The following is an 18,342-nucleotide window of genomic DNA, read 5'->3' as shown; positions in this document are numbered from 1 at the left end:
CGGCTAGCCCTTGATGGCTTCGGACCAGCTAACTCGGCTGCCCACCTTCAGCAGCGAGTTGTTGTAGATGCGGGCGCCGAGGAGCACGGCGAGGCCCGTGGTCACGAGCAGAAGCACGAGGGAGATGAGCGGCTCCCACCATTCAGCGGTTCCGAGGAACAGTCGCATCGGCATCCCGACGGGCGCGGAGAACGGAATGTACGACATCACGGTCAGCACGGTGGCGTTGTCATTGAAGAAAATGATTGCGAAGTACGGGAGCATGATCAGCATCGTGACGGGAGTCATGGCTGAGCCCAGATCTTCTTGACGTGAGACCATCGCTCCGACACCGGCGAAGAGCGCGGCGAGCAGCACGAAGCCGATGATGAAGAAGCCGACGAACCAGAGCAGCGGAGCGCCGAGAAGAGACAGTACCTCGGCCTGGCCGGTAACCGACAACCCAACCACCGCGAGAGCCGCGATCGCAATGATCTGGGCGAAGGCGAGGAGCGAGTTTCCAATGACCTTGCCGGCCATGAGAGCGGATACGGGCACCGCCGACATGAGGATCTCCACGATGCGAGTCTGCTTCTCTTCAACAACGCTCTGCGCAATCATCGGGCCAAAGGTCATGCCCGAGATGAAGAAGATGATTCCGAATCCCAACGCCGCGATATAACTGAGCGGGCTGCTCTGGTTCTCGGGGTCGAGCAAGATGACTTCGGGGCTTACGCTCAACCACTGCACGAGCAGCGAGGGTGCCTCTGAATTGGCGATGATGAGGACGGGTGAAACAGCGCCTTTCTCGGAGGGCAGCACTGCGGCATCCACTGTTTCCTCGCTCACGAGCGCTTCAGCCTCGGTGCGGTCCTCGACTGTCGTCACCTCGACGCCAGGTACGTTCGACAGCTCGGAGGAGAGCGATCCGACCGTCGCGACCGTTGTGGTGCTGATGCTCTTCGAGAAGATTCCGCCGGCGATTACCCCACCGAGAACAAGCAGCAGCAGGATGCCGGTCGTGATGAGAAAACTCTTCGAACGAAGGCGGGTGGTGATTTCGCGCTCGGCGACGAGCGCGACGGACTGGGAAAAGCGAGGCGACGGGCGGCCAGCGGTAGCGGAGTTCATTAGATAACCTCTCGGAAGATTTGGGCGAGGGATGCCCGTTGCGGAGCAAAAGAAGTGACGTCGCCCTCGGCGACAGCGCGACGAAGGACGCGCTGTGACGCGGAAGCTTCTGCGGCATCGAACGTCGCGTGGCCGCCATCGAATTCCAAGACGGAGATGCCGGGTTCGTCGCGCAGCCAACCGAGGTCGCCCGAGGTGACGATGGTGTAGCGAGGGGCAGAGTGCTGTGCTCGCAGGGCTTCGCGTTCGCCAGCGGCGCGGATGCTTCCCTCGGCTATGATGACGAGGTCGTCGCACAACCGCTCGACGATCTCGAGTTGGTGAGACGAGAACAGGACGGCGGCTCCGCCCGCGGCACGCTGCTTCAGTACCTCAACAACGGTGTCGACAGCGAGCGGGTCGAGGCCAGAAAATGGTTCATCGAGCACGAGCACCGCGGGATCATGAACGAGTGACGCCGCGATCTGAGCACGCTGCTGGTTGCCGAGAGAAAGGCTCTCGAGGGTGGAGTCGCGGCGCTCTCCGAGGCCAAGTTCTTCGAGCAAGCTGTCGGCATTGCGGCCAGCGGCGGCCTGCGTGTAGCCGTGCAGGCGAGCGAGATAGACGAGCTGCTCGCGAACCTTCATCTTGGGGTACAGGCCGCGTTCTTCGGGCATGTAGCCGAAGTGGCGACGCTGCTCGGCATCCAGTGGCTTGCCATCAAGCTGAATGTTGCCGGCATCCGATTCGAGAACTCCGAGCAGGATGCGCATGGTCGTGGTCTTGCCGGCGCCGTTACCGCCGACGAAACCTGTCATGCGGCCGTCGCGCACGCTAAAGCTCACACCGTCGAGCGCTGGACGCGTCCCGAAAGTCTTAGAGATGTTGTCGAGTTGGAGCACGAATACCGCCTTCGTTCGCAGAAAATCTTTCTGTTCTCAAGGTTACGAGCGACGGATGGCTTAGGGATCAGTCTGTAGGTGGGTTCTGGTCTCCGCCGGAAGGGGGAGGCGGAGGGTGCGGGAGGTGGAGTGAGCTGCAGGCCGAGCGCTATTAGTGCGCGGCGGGTCGATCGTGGTGGGTGCCGGGAACGACGACTCCGTTGTCGTAGGCGTACACGATGGCTTGGATGCGGTCACGCAACTGAAGCTTCTGCAGCACCTTGGAAACGTGGGTCTTCACTGTCGCTTCGCCCAAGAACAGCGCCGCAGCAATCTCCGCATTCGAGAGTCCCTCCGCCACGAGCACGAGTACTTCGTGTTCGCGAGCGGTCAACTCGGCGGGGATAGTGGGCTCCGCCGTGTGGGGGAGTTGCGTGCCGGCGCGCGTGAGACGTTCCAGCACGCGACGGGTCACGGCGGGCGACAGCAGCGCGTCGCCGCTCGCCAAGGTGCGCACGGCATCCGCAAGATCGTCGGGTGACGAATTCTTGAGCAAGAAACCGCTTGCGCCCGCATCGAGGGCATCGAACAGCTGCGACTCGTTGTCGAAAGTAGTGAGCACGAGAACGGCCGCGGTGCTCTCGGCGTCCGCAACGATCTGGCGGGTGGCCTCGATGCCGTCAACTTCGGGCATCTGGATGTCCATGCAAATCACATCGGGTGCCAACTCGGCCGCTAGTTCGACGGCTTCACGACCGTTTCGGGCCTCGCCGACAACCTCAAAGTCTGGTTGAGCACCGAGGATGATGCGAAAGCCCGTGCGAACCAGTTCGTGGTCATCGGCCAGCAGGATGCGAATCGGTGCGGGGGTCATGCGCGACCCTCAGTAGCGTCGGCGTGGAGGGGCAGTTCCGCCCGAACGAGAAACCCGCCCCGAGAGCGCGGGCGCAACTCAAGCGTTCCCCCGACGGCGTTCACTCGCTCCGCCATGCCGATCAAACCGAGACCGGTGGATGGCCGTTTGCTCGGTGCGCGACCGGAATTGCCGATCTCAATCTCGACTGAGGAGGCGCTCCATCGAAGGCGAACATCCGCCTCTCCGGCTGGTCCGGCGTGTTTGCGGGCATTGGTGAGGGCCTCTTGGGTGACGCGATAGAGCGTTACGGAGGTCGATGCGCTGAGGGCTCGCGGTTCACCCAGTTGTTCGAATCGTGTGGGCATTCCCGCTGTTCGGGTCGTGTCGATCAGCTCATCGATGCTGTGAACGCCGAGCGTCGACGCTGCGGCGGTCGCTGTCTCGCGACTATCCGCATCCCGCAGTGTGCCGAGGAGCCGGTGCATTTCGTCGATCGCAGCGCGCGACCCTGACTCAACAGCGTGAAGGGCCTGGGATGCCGCCGGCGGATCCTGCGTCAGCACGGTGCGCGCTGCCGCAGCCTGCACTCCCATGATCGACACATGGTGGGCAACGACGTCATGCAGCTCGCGCGCAATGCGCAGTCGTTCGATCGTTACAGCTTGTGCCGCCAATAGCTCTCGCTCGCGCACCAGCTCGACCGAGCGTTCGTGCAGAGCATCCTGCTGTACCCGCGAGCGGAAAGCTCGTTCGCCGAAGTAGTAAGCCCCGCCGAAGTACAGCACGTTCGTCATGAACTGGATGACGAGGTACGCCAAAAGGGGAGAGAACGCCCCGGCGCGAGAGAGGCCGCTCAGCGCATCAGGGTCAGTCGTAGTTTGGGCGATTGAAATCGATAACCACACGAACATCGCGATGATGATTACGATGCGGGTGATCGTGGCGATACGGCGTCTGCTTTCCCACACTCCCACCGAGTACAGCGCGATGAAGAGAGCGATATTGCAGAATGTCACTTCGGGCACGTGGAGGGTCGCTCCGACCATGAATACGACACTGATCACGATCACGACCGCGAGGGGCTGCTGGCGACGGAACAGAAGCGGCAGCGTGATTCCGGCGGCCCAGAGTAGCGTGACAACGGAATCAGCCGGCTCATCGTAGATTCCGGCGATGCGAGTGAGAACTGTGCTCAGCAGGGTGCCGACCAGCATGCCCACGGCGAGGACGACATCCCAACGATTGATTCTGGGCCGATAGCCCGATGGCTGCGGGTTCGCCGAACTAATCGGTGCGTCGGAGCTGGCCTCATTGAGCCGGGGGTGGTGTGCGTCGGAGTGCACATCGCTAGAGGAATCAGGCATCTAGGTAGGCTACCTGCCGGACGCGCTAGTGCTAGCTGCGGTGGCGGCTTAGTCACATGGCGAACTCGTGAGACAGGTCACGAGCGAAATATGCAGCGGCCGAACGGCCAAGCGACAGCGATGCTCGGCGGCTAGGCGGCGATCGAGTGCCCGTTGCGCGTCGAGGCTGCCGTTTCGAACGACTCAATGTGGGCGAAGTGTCCGGCACGCGGCGACACCTGCTGGCGGGCGTGCGGAATAATGCGGGCAAACCAGTCGTCGTCAGTCGAACTGACGAAGACATCCTGATCACCGCGCACGAGCGTGACGGGGCACTGGATGCTGGCCCACTGAGCTTCGTCGTAGCGAGCAGCTGCGGCAGCTCCGCGCGCGAACGCGGTCGGCCGAATCTCTGTCGCGAGCGAATCGATCACCGAACGGTCGAGAGCGCGACGGTCGGCGAACAGGGGAGAGCTGAGTGGGCCAAGCACGCGAAGGCGATGAAGAATACGAACGAGGCCGGTGCCGGCGGGGCCAAGGGTGCTCAGGAAGCGCATAGCTCCGAGCATGCCAGCGAGCAGCGGTAGGGTGCCAAAACGACGAACCGGATGCCGCAGCACTGATAGTGCGCCGGGCCCGGTCGCTGAGATCGCCGTTACGCTCGCGGTGCGCACCGGGTGTCTGGCCGCAATCGTGAGCCCGAGGTGTCCGCCCAGCGAGTGGCCGAAGATGTTCCACTTCGCGTAGCCGAGCGTTCTCGTGACGTGGGCTACGGCATCCGCGAGGTCTTCGACCGTCGCAGTGGCAGAAATACTGCCGCTTTCTCCCCAACCGGGGAGGTCGAGGGCGACAACGTTCTGCAGAGGGCTGTCCGTCGCATGTGAAGCCCGAATCAACGGTAACCAGGTCGTCCACGAACCGGCGGCCCCGTGGAGGAGAAGGGTCGCTGAATCGGACAGCGCAGCAGCATTCGGATCGACGTGTGCCACGACATCGCCGAGATCGGTCGGAACGACGACGCGCGTGAAGCCCGCGGTCGCGCGGTCAAACCGGTTCTCGGCGCTGTAGTGCGTGCTGGAGGCTGGCGTCGTATTCACCACTGTGGTTCGGAGCCGTGCTCGCTGCGGTTTGGGGTCGCAGGGAAGTGCGCTACTGCACAACCTCGATCTGGGTGGAGGCTTCTGCCTCACCAATGGAGCCGAGGTCGATCACGTTCTCGAATCCAGCTTCTTCCATGAGGGCGACAGCTTGACCGGAACGGTTGCCCGACTTGCAGTAGACGGCGTACTCGGCCTCGGGGTCGAGAGTCGGAAGCGCAGCAGCAAATTCGCCACCGTTGAGGTCGAGCAGCGTAGCGCCCTCGAGGTGTCCGGCGTCGTATTCCGCGGGGGTGCGAACGTCGATGAGGATGGTGTCAGCGCTGAGTTCAACAGAATCGCCCGCGGCCGAGCATCCAGCGATCGATGCCAGCACGACGAGAGAGCCAGCGAGAGCGGCGAGGGGACGGAACATTTTTTCTCCTTGTAAACGAGTGGTTATTCGGGAACCCGGCACGAATCGCCCGGGCAGTATTGGGGTGGTGTTTTTGTGAGCACGCGCTGAAGAGCACAGCCAACGCAAATACCGAAGGCGGCTTCTAAGAACAACAGAGAAAGGCACAAACCGCACAGCGCCAGTGTGGCCTCGAGGGGCGCGCCCAGCACGCCCATTCCCGCGCACGAGAGGAGGGCAAGGCCATAACCAAGCCACCAAGCGAACTCTTTCTGCGGGGCACCTACCCAGCTCGGCGGCTGTCGTCGAACAATGAGACGGCCCAGTGCGAGGGTCGGCGACCAACGATCACCGACGGTGACCCGAATGAGCATATCCATCATGAAAAAGACACCGAAAGGGCGAAGCGGAACGGCCGAATGCTGGATGACAGCAAGCGTGATCGAGATGGCTCCGGCACTAAAGAGAATGCCTGCCGCCACGCGAACAGCGCGCTCGTTGACCACCGGAATGTCGTAGCCCTCAATGAGAGAACCCACGGTGGGCACTTTCGGCGGGCTCGGTGCTGGCGCTGGTGTTGCTGCCGCCGTTGCTGGTTCTGTCGTGGGCAACGGTCACGCTCCTGTCAGGAGAGGGATCAATTGCGGGATTTCTTGCACGAGCACGAACGCGCCGATCACGAGAACAAAGATTCCAAAGCCCTTGCGGAGGGCCGTTTCGGGGATGCGCCCGGCGAGAGCCGCTCCCACAAACGATCCCGCAACGGCGATACCGGTGAAGGCAAGGATCGTCGGCCAGGGTAGGTCGACGGTAAAGAGGTGAGCGACGAGGCCGGCGGACGACTGCATCGCAATGACGAGCAGCGAGGTTCCTACTGCCACCGCGACCGGAAGACCGCCAAGAAGGGTGAGCGCGGGAACGATAAGGAATCCGCCGCCGGCACCAACAAGCCCTGCGGCAATACCGACGAAGAACCCGTCACGAATAATGCGGAGGACGGGGAGTTTCGCGGGCTCGTGAAGTGAACCGGCGGGTACTTTCTTGCGGCCGCGGATCATGGCGGTCGCAGTAGCCACCATCATGGCAGCGAAGAGAACCATGAGAATCGTGCCCGGGATGAACCCGCCGACGATGCCTCCGGCAAAAGCGCCCGCCATTCCTGAAACACCAAAAATCAATCCGGTTCGCCAGCGCACGCGTCCGACCCGAGCGTGATGAAAAACGCTCACTGCGCTCGTGACGCCCACGATAAACAGCGAAGCTGAAATCGCCTGCTGCGGCTCAAAGCCGGCAACGTAGGTGAGGATCGGCACCGTGAGGATCGAGCCGCCCCCGCCGAGCATGCCGAGGGAAACTCCCACGAGCACGGCAAGGGCCAGCGCGATGATCAGATTAGGTTCCATGAGGGCGCGTTAGACCGCGGGGACTGCACCAGGAGTTGCGAGCCAACCAAGGTACGAGCCATCCAGTTCGGCTACGTCGTAGCCAGCACGGCGCAGGGCACTCGCGGCCACGCTGTTGCGCACTCCGCTTTGGCAGTACGTCACGATGGTTCCTTCGCGGGGGAGCTGGTCGAGCGCCCACATGACGCGGCCACCGCTCAATTGCTCGGCACCGGGGATGTGTCCCTCGGCAAACTCGGTTTTGTTGCGCACGTCGAGCAGAAGCACACGATCAACGTCTTCGAGCGTGGCAGGATCGACAAGTTCGGGCACAACGAGGGTGAGTCCATCGAGGGTCGTCACGAAGCCCGAAACAGTGTCGATGCCCACGCGCACGAGGTGGTCACGCAACTCTTCGGCGTGTTCAAGATCGTCAGCCAGAAGGATGACGGGGCGTGTTTCTGTCTCGGGGTTGTAGACCCAAGCGCCGTAGCTTGCTGCTTTCTCTGGTCCGGGAACGTTGAGCGAGCGCGGCACAGTGCCACGGTGAACTTCGGCATTGTTGCGAGTGTCGATGAGGATCGCGCTGTCGGCGTCGAGCGCTGTCGCGACTTCCTCGGTCGTGTACTCGCGCAGCGGGGTTACGGTGCCCATGACGTTCGGGCCCTGTCGGTTCTGCACCTTCATGCGGCCAAAGTAGGCGTGCGCATCCGGTTGACCGTTGAGCAGTTCGTCGATAAAGCCTTGTTCGTCGTTGTTTTCGACGTAGTGGCTCCACCACGCGAACGCGCGTTCGTACCCGACAGTGGTCGTCGGAATTGCGCCGAGAGCTTTGCCGCAGGCGCTACCGGCACCGTGGGCGGGCAACACCTGCACATAGTCGGGAAGGGTGAGGAAGCGGTCGCGCAGGCTGGCGAAAATGTCTTTCGCTCCGCCGAAACGGGTGTCAACGCCGCCGGCAGCTTCGTCGAGAAGGTCGGGGCGTCCGAGGTCTCCGACGAAGACAAAGTCTCCGCTGAGCATGAAACCGGGAGCGTCAGCCTGCGCGCCATCGGTGACCAAGAAGGAGAAGTGCTCGGGAGTGTGCCCGGGAGTGTGGACGGCCTTCAGCGTGATGTTGCCGAGGGTAATGATGTGGCCGTCTTTCATACGTACAGCACCGTCGAAGGCGCTTCCGTAGGTCCAGTCGGGGCCACCTTCGTCAGACACCAGAATCTCCGCACCGGTGCGAGCGGCAAGCTCGCGGGTGCCGGAAAGGTAGTCGGCGTGAATGTGGGTTTCGGTGACGGCCGTGATGGTCATCCCGTTCTTGGCGGCGATCTCAAGATAAACGTCGAGGTCGCGGCGGGGGTCAACAACGATCGCTTCGCCTTTGGCTTGGCAACCGATGAAGTAGCTAGCCTGAGCGAGGTCGGTGTCATAGATGCGTTCGAGAAGCATTTTTACTCCAGTGAGTGTTCGCTATGTCCGGGGGAGGGAAGACGCTAACGACGGTGCGTGGTTAGCGGTGGCTGCGGGTGAGTAGTAGTTGCTCGTTAGCAGTGGCAACGGTCGCGTTCAGCGACGTTGGCGAGGGCATCCTCGATGTGTTCTCCGCAGCCAGCCCAAGTGGGTTTACTGCACTTTTGACAAATAACTTGTGCGCACATGTGGTCTCCTAACGACCGAAGAGGCGGGCAAAGAAGCCGCCCTGAGCGGATTTTGCGGCGTCAATCTCAGACTGCGAGTGCTTGCCGTTGCACCAGTTGGATGCGGGCACGCTGCGCTTGACGGACTGGATGTGTTGTCCGCATCCTGCCCACGTAGTTTTGCCGCATGTACGACACGTAACTGCTCTGCACATAACTCTGCTTTCGTTGACTGACCATTTCTAAATACCCTAGGGGGTATGCTTGAACTATACCCTATGGGGTATCGAGACTGTCAACTCACCTGAGAGAGACGAGAGACCTATGGTTGCCGAGATCGCCGGATCGCTACCGAATGCCGATTCAGACGCGCAAAAGAAAATTGTGAACAGATTGCGCCGCGCTCAAGGACAGTTGGGTGCCCTGATCGCCACCGTGGAAACGGGCGCCGGCTGCCGTGACGTCGTGCATCAACTTGCCGCGGTGTCGAAAGCCCTTGATCGCGCAGGCTTCCTTGTGATCTCCGAAGCTATGAAAGAGTGCTTGATCAACCCGGATGCGGAAGGATCGCCCCAGTCAGAAGAGATCGAGAAGCTCTTCCTTTCGCTAGCGTGACAGCTACCGCACGGGTGAAGCGAGTGCCGGTTAGCGGCGCCATTCTCCGAGTCCCTGCGCGTCAAAAAACTCCAGCGTCACCCCGGTGACGGCTCCGCCTGACCGCGAAAATGTGGCCGACGAGAGAGAGCCGTGGGGCGCATTCTCGCCCGTGGGAGTGAAGGCAAAAGTGTCCGCATCCCACGCTTCTAGTTCGAGAAGGTAGTTGCCGCGCGGCCCGAGGGCTGCCTGCAGCGCTCCGTCGACTTCGGTCACGACAAGATCGCCGAAGTAGTCGTTGCGGTACGTGCCTTCGTGGTCACTGAGATAGAGGGAAGCCCCCGCAGTACCGGGCTTGGTCTCTCCGACGAGATCTCCTGCCGGGGCGTTGAGTGCGGAAAGGGCACCGGAGTAGTCGCCGAGCCAGTCTCTTTGCACCTCCCCGTATTGAACCAGATCGAGAAACTGGGCATTGATGGCTTCGGCGGTGCCGATGGGCGCAGCATTGGTCAGGGTTACGATGCCCAAATCGAGACTGGGCACGAGGTGATAGTTCGTTCCGGCCCCCAACACGAAGCCGCCCGAATGGCTCACCGTCGTGCGGCCCCCCGCTTGGCTGCCCACGTTGAACCCATAGCCGTAACTTCCGGTGCGCTGGTCGGGGGCAGAGGCCTGTGAGCTTATGCTCTGGGCTGTGATGGCAGGCACGAGCGATTCGGGGGTGACGAACGGCTGGCCGTCATGTTCACCACCGGACAGGATCATCGTCATCCATTTCGATAGGTCGCTGACGGTCGACGACACTCCTCCTGCGGGGGATTGAGGGTCGGGGTTTCTCTCAAAGAGCGGCTGAAAGGTGCCGTCGATCAGGGTGTGGAGGCGTGCTCGATTGGGCTGCGCCACAAAATCCGCGTAGCTCGAGCTTGTGGCAGTCATTCCCAACGGTTCGTAAACGAGTTCACGGATGGCATCGTTCCAGTCCATGCCGAGTGCTGCAGCAGTCGCCTCCGCTCCTACCGTGATGCCGTAGTTCGAATAGTGGTAGCTACTGCGGAAATCGTCGAGAGGCTGATACCGAAGGTGGTCGAGGATGTAGTCGCGCTCGTAGCCCACATATTCCAGATCATCGCCAGCCCCGGTCGCGAGCCCGGTGCGGTGGCTGAAGTAGTCGCCAATCGTTGCGTTCTGCGTGACGTACGAGTCCGCAAGAGAGAAATCAGACAGCAGCGTGCGCACGGGAGTGTCCCATTCCACTGCGTCTTGGGTAATGGCGCGGGCGACGACCGTGGCAGAGAGGGATTTCGACACTGACGCTATTTGAAACACCGTGTCGGCATCCACCCTGTCAGCGGTTCCTGCTTCGCGCACTCCGAAACCGTCGGCATAGATCATCTCGCCGTTGTGTACGACAGCGATCGCCAGGCCGGGGGTGCCGGTCTCATCCATCGCGATTGCGGCCAACTCAGGAAGTTGTTCGACCGCAGCGTCGACCGCTCGCACCACGGCCACGTCGCTGCTGCCCGCACTCAGCGCGATGACATCAGAGGCTGGGGAGTCGCCCTCAATGACCTCAAGACCACCGGATGCCGCTGCCGTGCATCCAGACACAGCAACAGAGACAGCAAGCAGCGCCACAATCGCGGGCGCTGTGCGAGAGCGACGGACAGTGCGGAACTTGGCTGAAGACTCCATGGCTCCACCCTAGAACGCGGGCGATGAACTCGGCAGGTCTACGGGGAAGTAACGTCGAGAATGAGGCGCACGAGGTTGAGCATCGGTTCCCGGAGGGCTGTCGTCAAGATCGCAAAAACCAGAATATTGAGTACTACAGTGCCCCAGAATGCTTGGCGGAAGAGAGGTTTCTGGGTTTTGTGCCGCAGTCGCTGTTGGGCAAGAATCGCTCCCGGCCAGCCGCCGAACAATCCGAGCCCCAGAAGAGCGCTTTCAGTTACGCGCCACTGTCTGGACTGCGCAGCCTTCTTGTCGCTGGCATACAGGGCATACGTGATGATGCTCATCACGAGGTACAACGCTGCAAATAGCCAGGGGAGGGCACCGATCGCGGTGAGAATACCGATCGCGACGACGAAGGTAGCCAGAACGACATAGCTCATGGTGCCGGGCTTGCGCCGTTTCGTGCGCAGCGGTCGACCGGAGGCGGAGAGGTAACGGATTGTGTGAGCCCGAACCTTACCTTCGTTCGTGTGCTCGACCACAAAACTCACCCGTTCACCGGGAGTCGGGCGGGTGTCACGGCGTGGGAAGGCAGAGATGTGGGCAAAGACGCTTTCGCCGTTGCTTTCGCCGTTGCCGTTGCTGCTGCCAGCGCCGTTGGTGCCGCGTGGGTCGTCAACGGTGATGAACCCGAAGCCACGTTCGTCGTTCCATGACGCCAACGCACCCTGCTGTCGTGCGCTTCGCGAACCCATGTATTGAGGGTAACTGCCCGAGCCGCTGTGTGCGGTATCGGCGTACCCTCAGACTCGCTGAATTCGCCCCACAGAGCTGAGGTCTGCTCCTAAACTGGCGGGGCGCCCTCAGCAAGAAGGGGGTCGTGATCGAACGGATGACCTCGACCACATCATCGTGAAGAGAAGAGAGAATCTCGTGCCTGTTCAAGAACCCGTCGCCCGCCAGCCGTGGTGTGGCCCTCGCCCCGCCGAAGTGCAACCGCACACGCTCGATCAGCTAGACGCATGGTGGCGCGCAGCCAACTATCTCGCTGTCGGCCAGATCTATCTCCTCGACAATCCGCTGCTGCGTGAACCTCTCCGCCGCGAGCACACCAAGCCTCGACTCTTGGGGCACTGGGGCACGACGCCCGGCCTGAACTTTGTGTGGGCCCATCTGAATCGCATCATTCAGGAACGCGACACCGACACCATTTTCGTGGCTGGGCCGGGTCATGGAGGTCCTGCCGTTGTCGCGAGTGCGTACCTCGATGGCACTTACAGCGAGACGTACGGCGATATTGATAAGAGTGCGGATGGCATCCGCAAGTTGTTCAGACAGTTTTCGTTCCCGGGTGGTATTCCGAGCCATGCCGCTCCCGAAACGCCGGGCTCCATCCACGAGGGTGGCGAGCTGGGCTATGCCCTGTCGCATGCCTACGGCGCCGTCTTCGACAACCCCAACCTGCTTGTCGCCGCGGTCGTCGGCGATGGTGAAGCCGAAACGGGGCCGCTCGCGACCAGCTGGCATTCGAACAAGTTCATTGACCCGGAGCGAGATGGCGTGGTCTTGCCGATCCTGCACCTCAATGGCTACAAAATTGCGAACCCGACAGTGCTGGCCCGCATTCCCGAAGACGAACTGTGTGATCTGATGCGCGGGTACGGGCACACGCCCTACGTCGTCTCTGGTGGGTTCGACAGCGAAGATCCTCGTGCTGTGCATGAGCGCATGGCGGCGACGCTTGACGACATTGTCGATCACATCGCTCGGATCAAAGCGGATGCCGCGGCAGGAACGCTCGAGGGACGCCCGGCCTGGCCGATGCTCATTCTGCGCACGCCCAAGGGCTGGACGGGCCCGAAAGTGGTCGACGGGCACCCAGTTGAAAACAACTGGCGTTCGCACCAGGTGCCGCTCGCGAGCGTGCGCGACACCGAGGAACATTTGCAGCAGCTTGAGGAATGGATGGCCTCGTACCACCCAGAGGAACTCTTCGACGAGAGCGGGGCGCCGCGCGAATTGACGATCGCACTTGCTCCTTCGGGGGATCGCCGTATGAGCGCCAATCCCGTCGCTAACGGTGGACTGCTCCGTGCGCCGCTGCGCCTCCCTGACTTTCGGGAGTACGCCGTCGACGTACCGAATCCGGGCGAAACTACGAGCTCGGCGACGGGCGCGCTCGGGGAGTGGCTGCGCGATGTGATTCGCGACAACCCCGAGAACTTCCGTATCTTTGGGGCCGATGTCACGGCATCCAATCGTCTGAGTGCTGTCTTCGACACCACCGATAAACAGTGGGATGCCGACTACCTCCCCATCGATTCCGACAACCACCTCGCGCGCGCGGGGCGGGTCATGGAGATGCTCAGCGAGCACCAGTGTCAGGGCTGGCTCGAGGGATACCTACTCACGGGTCGGCACGGCATGTTTAACTCCTACGAGGCGTTCATTCATATCGTCGATTCGATGTTCAATCAGCACGCCAAGTGGCTCGAGGGTGCAATCGCGATTCCGTGGCGTCGCCCAGTGGCGTCGCTCAACTATCTGCTGAGCTCGCATGTCTGGCGTCAAGATCACAACGGCGCTTCGCATCAGGACCCCGGCTTTCTTGATCTGGTCATGAACAAGAAGCCCGATGTCGTGCGGGCCTACCTCCCGTGCGATGCCAACACGTTGATCGCCACCTACGACCACTGCTTGCGATCCGTCAACAAGATCAACGTCGTCATCGCTGGCAAACACCCGGAGAACAACTGGCTCGCCATGCCCGCGGCGATTGAACACTGCACGCGCGGCATCGGGCTGTTTGAGTGGGCTGGCACCGAAGTTGTCGGCCAGGAACCGGATGTCGTCCTCGCCTGTGCCGGCGACGTTCCGACCCTAGAAACCTTGGCGGCCGCGCAAATCTTGCGCGAGCGGATCCCTGAGCTGCGCGTGCGGGTCGTCAACGTCATCGACTTGATGCGCCTGCACAGCGAATCGGAGCATCCGCACGGTCTCAGCGATGCCGAGTACGACGCGATCTTCACAACAGACAAGCCAGTGATTTTCGCCCACCACGGTTATCCGTGGCTGATTCACCGCCTCACCTATAAGCGCGCGGGGCACGCAAACCTGCATGTGCGCGGGTACAAAGACGAGGGCACGACGACGACACCGTTCGACATGGTGATGCTCAACGATCTTGACCGCTACCACCTGGTCATCGACGTGCTTGAGCGGGTTCCGGGCCTCACCTCGCGGCATGCGGCCTTCTGGCAGGAACTGCATGACACCCGATTGCACGCGCGTCAATACACGCGAGAACACGGCGAGGATATGCCCGAAGTGGCCGACTGGAAGTGGAACCGGTCGTGACGCGCTCAGCGCAGTGCTGACAGTCGTATTTGGACGCTATTTTTGATGCTGACGGCCAGCAAAAAAGTACCTCCCATGGGGTGATGGTGCACGACGTATTTTGTGCTTAGAATGAGCGTGACATCGCGTTGATGCCCGGCAATTGTGCCCATTCGGGAGTTCTTCCCTAGGCCGTCAGAAAGATCAGATCAACCGGTATGAACATCACCGAAATCGCTATTAACGCACTCGGATTCGCGGGCACCGTTTTCTCCTTCCTAATGTGGGTTCCTCAGGCCCGTATCACCTGGCAGAGCCGCAACGACGCCGTGCGTCTTGCCGGTATTTCGGAGACCACGCAGTGGCTGTTGGTCTTTGGTTACACCGTCTGGGGCGCTTACGGTCTGATGAGTTCGTCGTTCTGGGTTGCCGCTCCCAGCGCTGTCGCGATCCCGCTTGCCGCCGCCACGATCGTGGTCATTCGCCGTGGTCGCCGCTTGCCCGATGAGGGGCGTTCATTCCCGATTTTCTCGAGCACGGATGCCGATCCGCTCGTCACCATCAGCGACGGCTTAGTGGCTCTCACCGAGTCCATTCCGATCATTCACTCCCACGCCGAGCCTCCCGTCGAAGCGGCCGTTGTCGCGCACGACACGTCGGATGTTCTGGGCGAGCCATTGCCACACTCTGCGGGTTACACGGCGACAGGCACGATCCCGATTCTCGCTTAGCGGGGTGGTGCTCGCCTAGAGCATTGGTGACGTCGCGACGGCTTCAGCGATCCGCTCGTCGCGACGCTTAGGCCTCTTCGGTGATGTGTGGTTCGCCGGGAAGGTTTTGGGCCTCATCTCCCGTGCCGCTGGCGTGCAACTGGGCAGCGTCTCCGCGCAACGCCATTGCGATGACCGGGAAGATCAGCACGGATAGCAAACCGGCTCCGACGAGAGCGGCGGCGATACCAGAGTCGATATATTCGCTATCGACGCCAATTGCGGTGACGGCGACGATGATGGGCAATCCTGTGGCGCCGAGAAGGCCGAGCGCGGCGCGTTCGCGGGTGCTCGCGCCTTTCCGTGCGGCGAACATCGAGGGTACACCGCGCACGACGAGCAGAAGCACGAGGAACACGGGCACGAGAGCCGCCACGCTCAAGTCGGAAGTGAGGGCGCCGAGTTCGAACGACACTCCCGTGTTGATGTAAAAGATCGGAACAAGGAATCCGAAGGCGATCGCATCCAACTTGGAGTCGACCATCGCGCGGTCGCGTTCGGGCGCCTGGCGCATCATGACCTGCCAGAGCAATCCGGCGACGAATGCACCGAGGAGCATATCTAGGTCGAGAACGATGCTCAGCACGACCAGTGCGGCAACAATGAAGATAACCAGTCGGATCGCGAACTGGCCTGAGGTGTGCAGGGTTGCTGTCACGAGGCGGTGGAGCGAGTTGTGTTCGATGCGGGCCGCGAGGAACAGCAGCGTCATCGCAATCAGGATGAATATACCCAACACGATCGTGGAGACTCCGAGTGAGCTGGCTCCGAGAAAAATGGAGATGGCAATGAGCGGCCCAAATTCGCCGACGGCGCCGAGTGCGACTGCGGAATTGCCAAAGCGGGTGGGCAGTTCCCCGGCGTCACGCAGGAGGGGCATGATTACTCCGAGTGCCGTCGAACAAAGCGCGATCCCGATAACGACGGCGCCAAATCCTGGCTCGATGAGATAACCAATCGCCACTCCTGCGACTAGCCCAACGAGCCACCCGAGTGATGCGCGTCGACCATTCCGGCCGCGAATAGCGCTCAGTCGGATTTCATTTCCGGCCATAAAGAACAGCATGGCCAAGCCGAAGTCGGAGAGCTGTTCGACGAACTCGGATTCGCCAACCCAGCCAAGAACACTTGGCCCAATCAGAATGCCGAGAAGCAGCTCGAAAACGACGATCGAGATGCGGACCAGCGGAGAGAGTGCGCGTGCCAGCAACGGTGCCATGACAGCCAAAATTGGGATGAGCACGATACCCCAGTTGGCAGCTTCCATAGCTTCTTCGGTGCTATCCATTGTTCACAAAACTGTTCACTTCGGCGGCGATCACGTCTCGCACCACTGAGGTGTCGAGGGTCGCGATACCGTCTCCGGCCTGCACTCCGTAGTCTCCGAAGCTGGCGTGATTGGCGCCATCGATGGGAAAGAAGGTGGTGGATGTCGGCAACAGGTGGGCCGCATTCATGATCTTCTCGGGTGTGCTCAGGAGGTCATTGCTTCCGCTGAGGCTCAAGACGCGAATGTCGACTTCGGAAAGATCGTTGGCGCAGTAGCTGCCGAAAAGCACGAGGCCGCTGACGTCGGGCTGCTCGGCGTATTGGCACGCGCGCACGCCACCCAGGGAATGTCCGCCGACAATCCAGTCATCAACGTCGGGCGCCGCATCCGTGAAGGTATCGAGCGATCGTTGGTCGAAAAATGCCAGATTCAGGATGGGCTTCGTCACGACAACCGTGAGCCCCGATTCGGCCACCGCTCCGGAGAGCTTATAGAGGTAGGCATCCGCGCTGACCTTTGCTCCGGGGATGAACACAAAGCCTTCGCCTGAAGCGTCGCCGGTGGGGGTGAGAACGAAGGAGTTTTGATTTTCGGTGATGTGCACGGCCGGGTTTGTTTGCACGCTCTCCAGCGCGTCGGGTTCTGCCTGCATCACTCCCACATTCGCCCACACGAGCATTCCGGCCACGAGCAGAACAACGATTGCGGCGAGTGCGATGAAAATCGTGCGCGCGACGCGTCGAGTTCGCTGAGGACCGGGAGTTGAGTTCGATGATGTTGGCTGCGCTGGCGCAATCGACTCGGTCGGATCAGCGGGAGAGGAATCAGCAGCGTGCATCGCCCCAGTCTAGGGAGTGGCAAGTCGCGCGCGCACTGAAGGGCGACCTGAGAATCGTGGTCGCTTCGTGCCGCGGGCCCGCTAACTCTCTCATTCAGGAATATCCACGCTGGTAAGGAGTTGAATACTAGTGATGACTACACCACTTCGCCTTTCTGTTCTTGATCTCATTCCTGTTCGCAGCAACCAGACTTCTTCTGACGCCCTGGCGGCGACAACCGCGCTCGCGCAACGCGCCGATGACCTTGGTTTCTCGCGCTACTGGGTGGCTGAGCACCACAACATGAAGGCCGTGGCGTCGACGAACCCGGCTGTGCTGATTGGCATTTTGGCGGCGCAGACCAAGAACATTCGCCTCGGTTCTGGGGGAGTGATGCTGCCCAACCACGCGCCTCTCGTCGTTGCTGAGCAGTTCGCGATCCTCGAGGCCGCGTTCCCCGGCCGCATCGACCTCGGCATCGGCCGCGCTCCCGGCAGCGACCCTGTGATCACTTCGTATTTGCGGATGACCGGCACCACTAGCGATGTCGACGCGTTCCCGCGCAACGTGGCCGACATCCGCAGCCTCATGAATCCCGACGGCGCCACGTTGCAACTGCAGCAGGGGCGCACCTACGAACTCACGGCGACGCCGAATGCGGCATCCGTTGCTGATCTTTGGTTGCTCGGCTCAAGTGACTATTCGGCACGTCTGGCCGCAGCGCAGGGCATGCCGTACGTTTTTGCCCACCACTTCTCGGGCGAAGGAACCGCGCGCATTCTTGGCCTCTACCGCGACAACTTTGTGCCGTCAGACTTGCTGAAGGCCCCCAAGACATTCCTGACCCTGAACGTGGCTGTCGCCGAAACGGCGGCGGATGCGCGTGCCGCAGCCCTGCCCCAACTTCAGCAAATGGCGCGCCTGCTCAGCGGTATGCCGCTCGGCCCGCTCTCGACCATCGAAGACGCTGCCGCGACAGAGCTCGCCGCGCCGCAACAACAAATGGTGGATGACATGGCCGAACGGTGGGTTATCGACGAACCAGTGGCTGCAGCGCAACGCATTCGCTCGCTCGCCACACGCTTCGGCGTTGACGAGGTCATGGTCGTGCCTGGGCTGTCGGCTCACAATGCGGACGCGGCGAACACCTCGCCCGTGCGAGTGCGCGCGCTCGAACTGCTTGCGGAGCAGTTGCTCGCGTAATTCGCGC

Annotated in this window: 18 protein-coding genes; 4 read left to right on the top strand and 14 right to left on the bottom strand. The window is 61.6% G+C overall.

The window, feature by feature from the left end; genetic code table 11:
- Positions 1-3 precede the first annotated feature (3 nt).
- The 10 genes from I6E60_RS09495 to I6E60_RS14395 all read right to left on the bottom strand — a co-directional run bounded on the left by I6E60_RS09495 (position 4) and on the right by I6E60_RS14395 (position 8,885).
- Positions 4-1,110: an ABC transporter permease gene (locus I6E60_RS09495; protein WP_197179874.1), complete on the bottom strand. Its 1,107-nt coding sequence runs from the start codon at positions 1,108-1,110 to the stop codon at positions 4-6.
- A complete protein-coding gene (locus I6E60_RS09490; RefSeq protein WP_197179873.1) occupies positions 1,110-1,991 on the bottom strand; it encodes an ABC transporter ATP-binding protein in 882 nt (293 codons plus the stop codon). Before I6E60_RS09490 ends, I6E60_RS09495 begins: the two co-directional genes overlap by 1 nt.
- A 151-nt stretch (positions 1,992-2,142) precedes the next feature.
- On the bottom strand, positions 2,143-2,844 hold the full coding sequence (locus I6E60_RS09485; protein WP_197179871.1) for a response regulator transcription factor: 702 nt from the start codon (positions 2,842-2,844) through the stop codon (positions 2,143-2,145).
- On the bottom strand, positions 2,841-4,190 hold the full coding sequence (locus I6E60_RS09480) for a sensor histidine kinase (RefSeq protein ID WP_197179869.1): 1,350 nt from the start codon (positions 4,188-4,190) through the stop codon (positions 2,841-2,843). The genes I6E60_RS09485 and I6E60_RS09480 overlap by 4 nt, the downstream gene beginning before the upstream one ends.
- Before the next feature lie 131 nt (positions 4,191-4,321).
- A complete protein-coding gene (locus I6E60_RS09475; protein ID WP_197179867.1) occupies positions 4,322-5,266 on the bottom strand; it encodes an alpha/beta fold hydrolase in 945 nt (314 codons plus the stop codon).
- A gap of 52 nt (positions 5,267-5,318) precedes the next feature.
- Complete coding sequence (locus I6E60_RS09470) at positions 5,319-5,681, bottom strand: rhodanese-like domain-containing protein (RefSeq protein ID WP_197179865.1); 363 nt, start codon at positions 5,679-5,681, stop codon at positions 5,319-5,321.
- Between the two features lie 23 nt (positions 5,682-5,704).
- Entirely contained in the window at positions 5,705-6,199 is a 495-nt protein-coding gene (locus I6E60_RS09465; RefSeq protein ID WP_307841805.1) for a DUF4395 domain-containing protein, read from the bottom strand.
- A 75-nt stretch (positions 6,200-6,274) separates the two neighbouring features.
- On the bottom strand, positions 6,275-7,063 hold the full coding sequence (locus tag I6E60_RS09460) for a sulfite exporter TauE/SafE family protein (protein WP_197179863.1): 789 nt from the start codon (positions 7,061-7,063) through the stop codon (positions 6,275-6,277).
- Positions 7,064-7,072: 9 nt separating this feature from the next.
- Positions 7,073-8,482 carry a rhodanese-like domain-containing protein gene (locus I6E60_RS09455; protein WP_197179861.1) on the bottom strand — a complete coding sequence of 470 codons (1,410 nt, stop codon included), beginning with the start codon at positions 8,480-8,482 and terminating at the stop codon, positions 7,073-7,075.
- Positions 8,483-8,699: 217 nt separating this feature from the next.
- Positions 8,700-8,885, bottom strand: a complete 186-nt coding sequence (locus I6E60_RS14395; protein WP_231601183.1) for a hypothetical protein — start codon at positions 8,883-8,885, stop codon at positions 8,700-8,702.
- Between the two features lie 109 nt (positions 8,886-8,994).
- Here I6E60_RS14395 and I6E60_RS09450 point away from each other — a divergent pair, with 109 nt between their 5' ends.
- Positions 8,995-9,285 carry a metal-sensitive transcriptional regulator gene (locus I6E60_RS09450; protein WP_197179859.1) on the top strand — a complete coding sequence of 97 codons (291 nt, stop codon included), beginning with the start codon at positions 8,995-8,997 and terminating at the stop codon, positions 9,283-9,285.
- A gap of 30 nt (positions 9,286-9,315) precedes the next feature.
- On the opposite strand, the gene I6E60_RS09445 is transcribed toward I6E60_RS09450, so the two are convergent.
- The gene (locus I6E60_RS09445) at positions 9,316-10,956 is read right to left on the bottom strand and encodes a serine hydrolase (RefSeq protein WP_197179857.1); all 1,641 of its coding nucleotides are present in this window, start codon (positions 10,954-10,956) and stop codon (positions 9,316-9,318) included.
- 38 nt (positions 10,957-10,994) lie between these two features.
- A complete protein-coding gene (locus I6E60_RS09440; RefSeq protein ID WP_197179855.1) occupies positions 10,995-11,693 on the bottom strand; it encodes a DUF1294 domain-containing protein in 699 nt (232 codons plus the stop codon).
- Between the two features lie 235 nt (positions 11,694-11,928).
- On the opposite strand from I6E60_RS09440, the gene I6E60_RS09435 reads away from it, so the two are divergent.
- Positions 11,929-14,295, top strand: a complete 2,367-nt coding sequence (locus I6E60_RS09435) for a phosphoketolase (protein WP_197180078.1) — start codon at positions 11,929-11,931, stop codon at positions 14,293-14,295.
- Positions 14,296-14,492: 197 nt separating this feature from the next.
- Positions 14,493-15,005, top strand: a complete 513-nt coding sequence (locus I6E60_RS09430; protein ID WP_197179853.1) for a hypothetical protein — start codon at positions 14,493-14,495, stop codon at positions 15,003-15,005.
- Between the two features lie 67 nt (positions 15,006-15,072).
- Here I6E60_RS09430 and I6E60_RS09425 read toward each other — a convergent pair whose 3' ends face one another.
- Both I6E60_RS09425 and I6E60_RS09420 read right to left on the bottom strand, forming a co-directional pair.
- On the bottom strand, positions 15,073-16,332 hold the full coding sequence (locus I6E60_RS09425) for a cation:proton antiporter (protein ID WP_231601182.1): 1,260 nt from the start codon (positions 16,330-16,332) through the stop codon (positions 15,073-15,075).
- Positions 16,325-17,152, bottom strand: coding sequence for an alpha/beta hydrolase (locus I6E60_RS09420; protein ID WP_197179851.1), 828 nt, complete (start codon positions 17,150-17,152; stop codon positions 16,325-16,327). Before I6E60_RS09420 ends, I6E60_RS09425 begins: the two co-directional genes overlap by 8 nt.
- Positions 17,153-17,285: 133 nt before the next feature.
- Between I6E60_RS09420 and I6E60_RS09415 the strand changes: the two genes are divergently transcribed.
- On the top strand, positions 17,286-18,335 hold the full coding sequence (locus tag I6E60_RS09415) for an MsnO8 family LLM class oxidoreductase (RefSeq protein ID WP_197179849.1): 1,050 nt from the start codon (positions 17,286-17,288) through the stop codon (positions 18,333-18,335).
- Positions 18,336-18,342 lie beyond the last annotated feature (7 nt).

Origin of the sequence: Salinibacterium sp. SWN167 (assembly GCF_015864665.1) — a bacterium.
GTDB lineage: Bacteria > Actinomycetota > Actinomycetes > Actinomycetales > Microbacteriaceae > Rhodoglobus.
The sequence above is the reverse complement of the archived record's forward strand: the minus strand, read 5'-3'. Positions and strand labels throughout refer to the sequence as shown.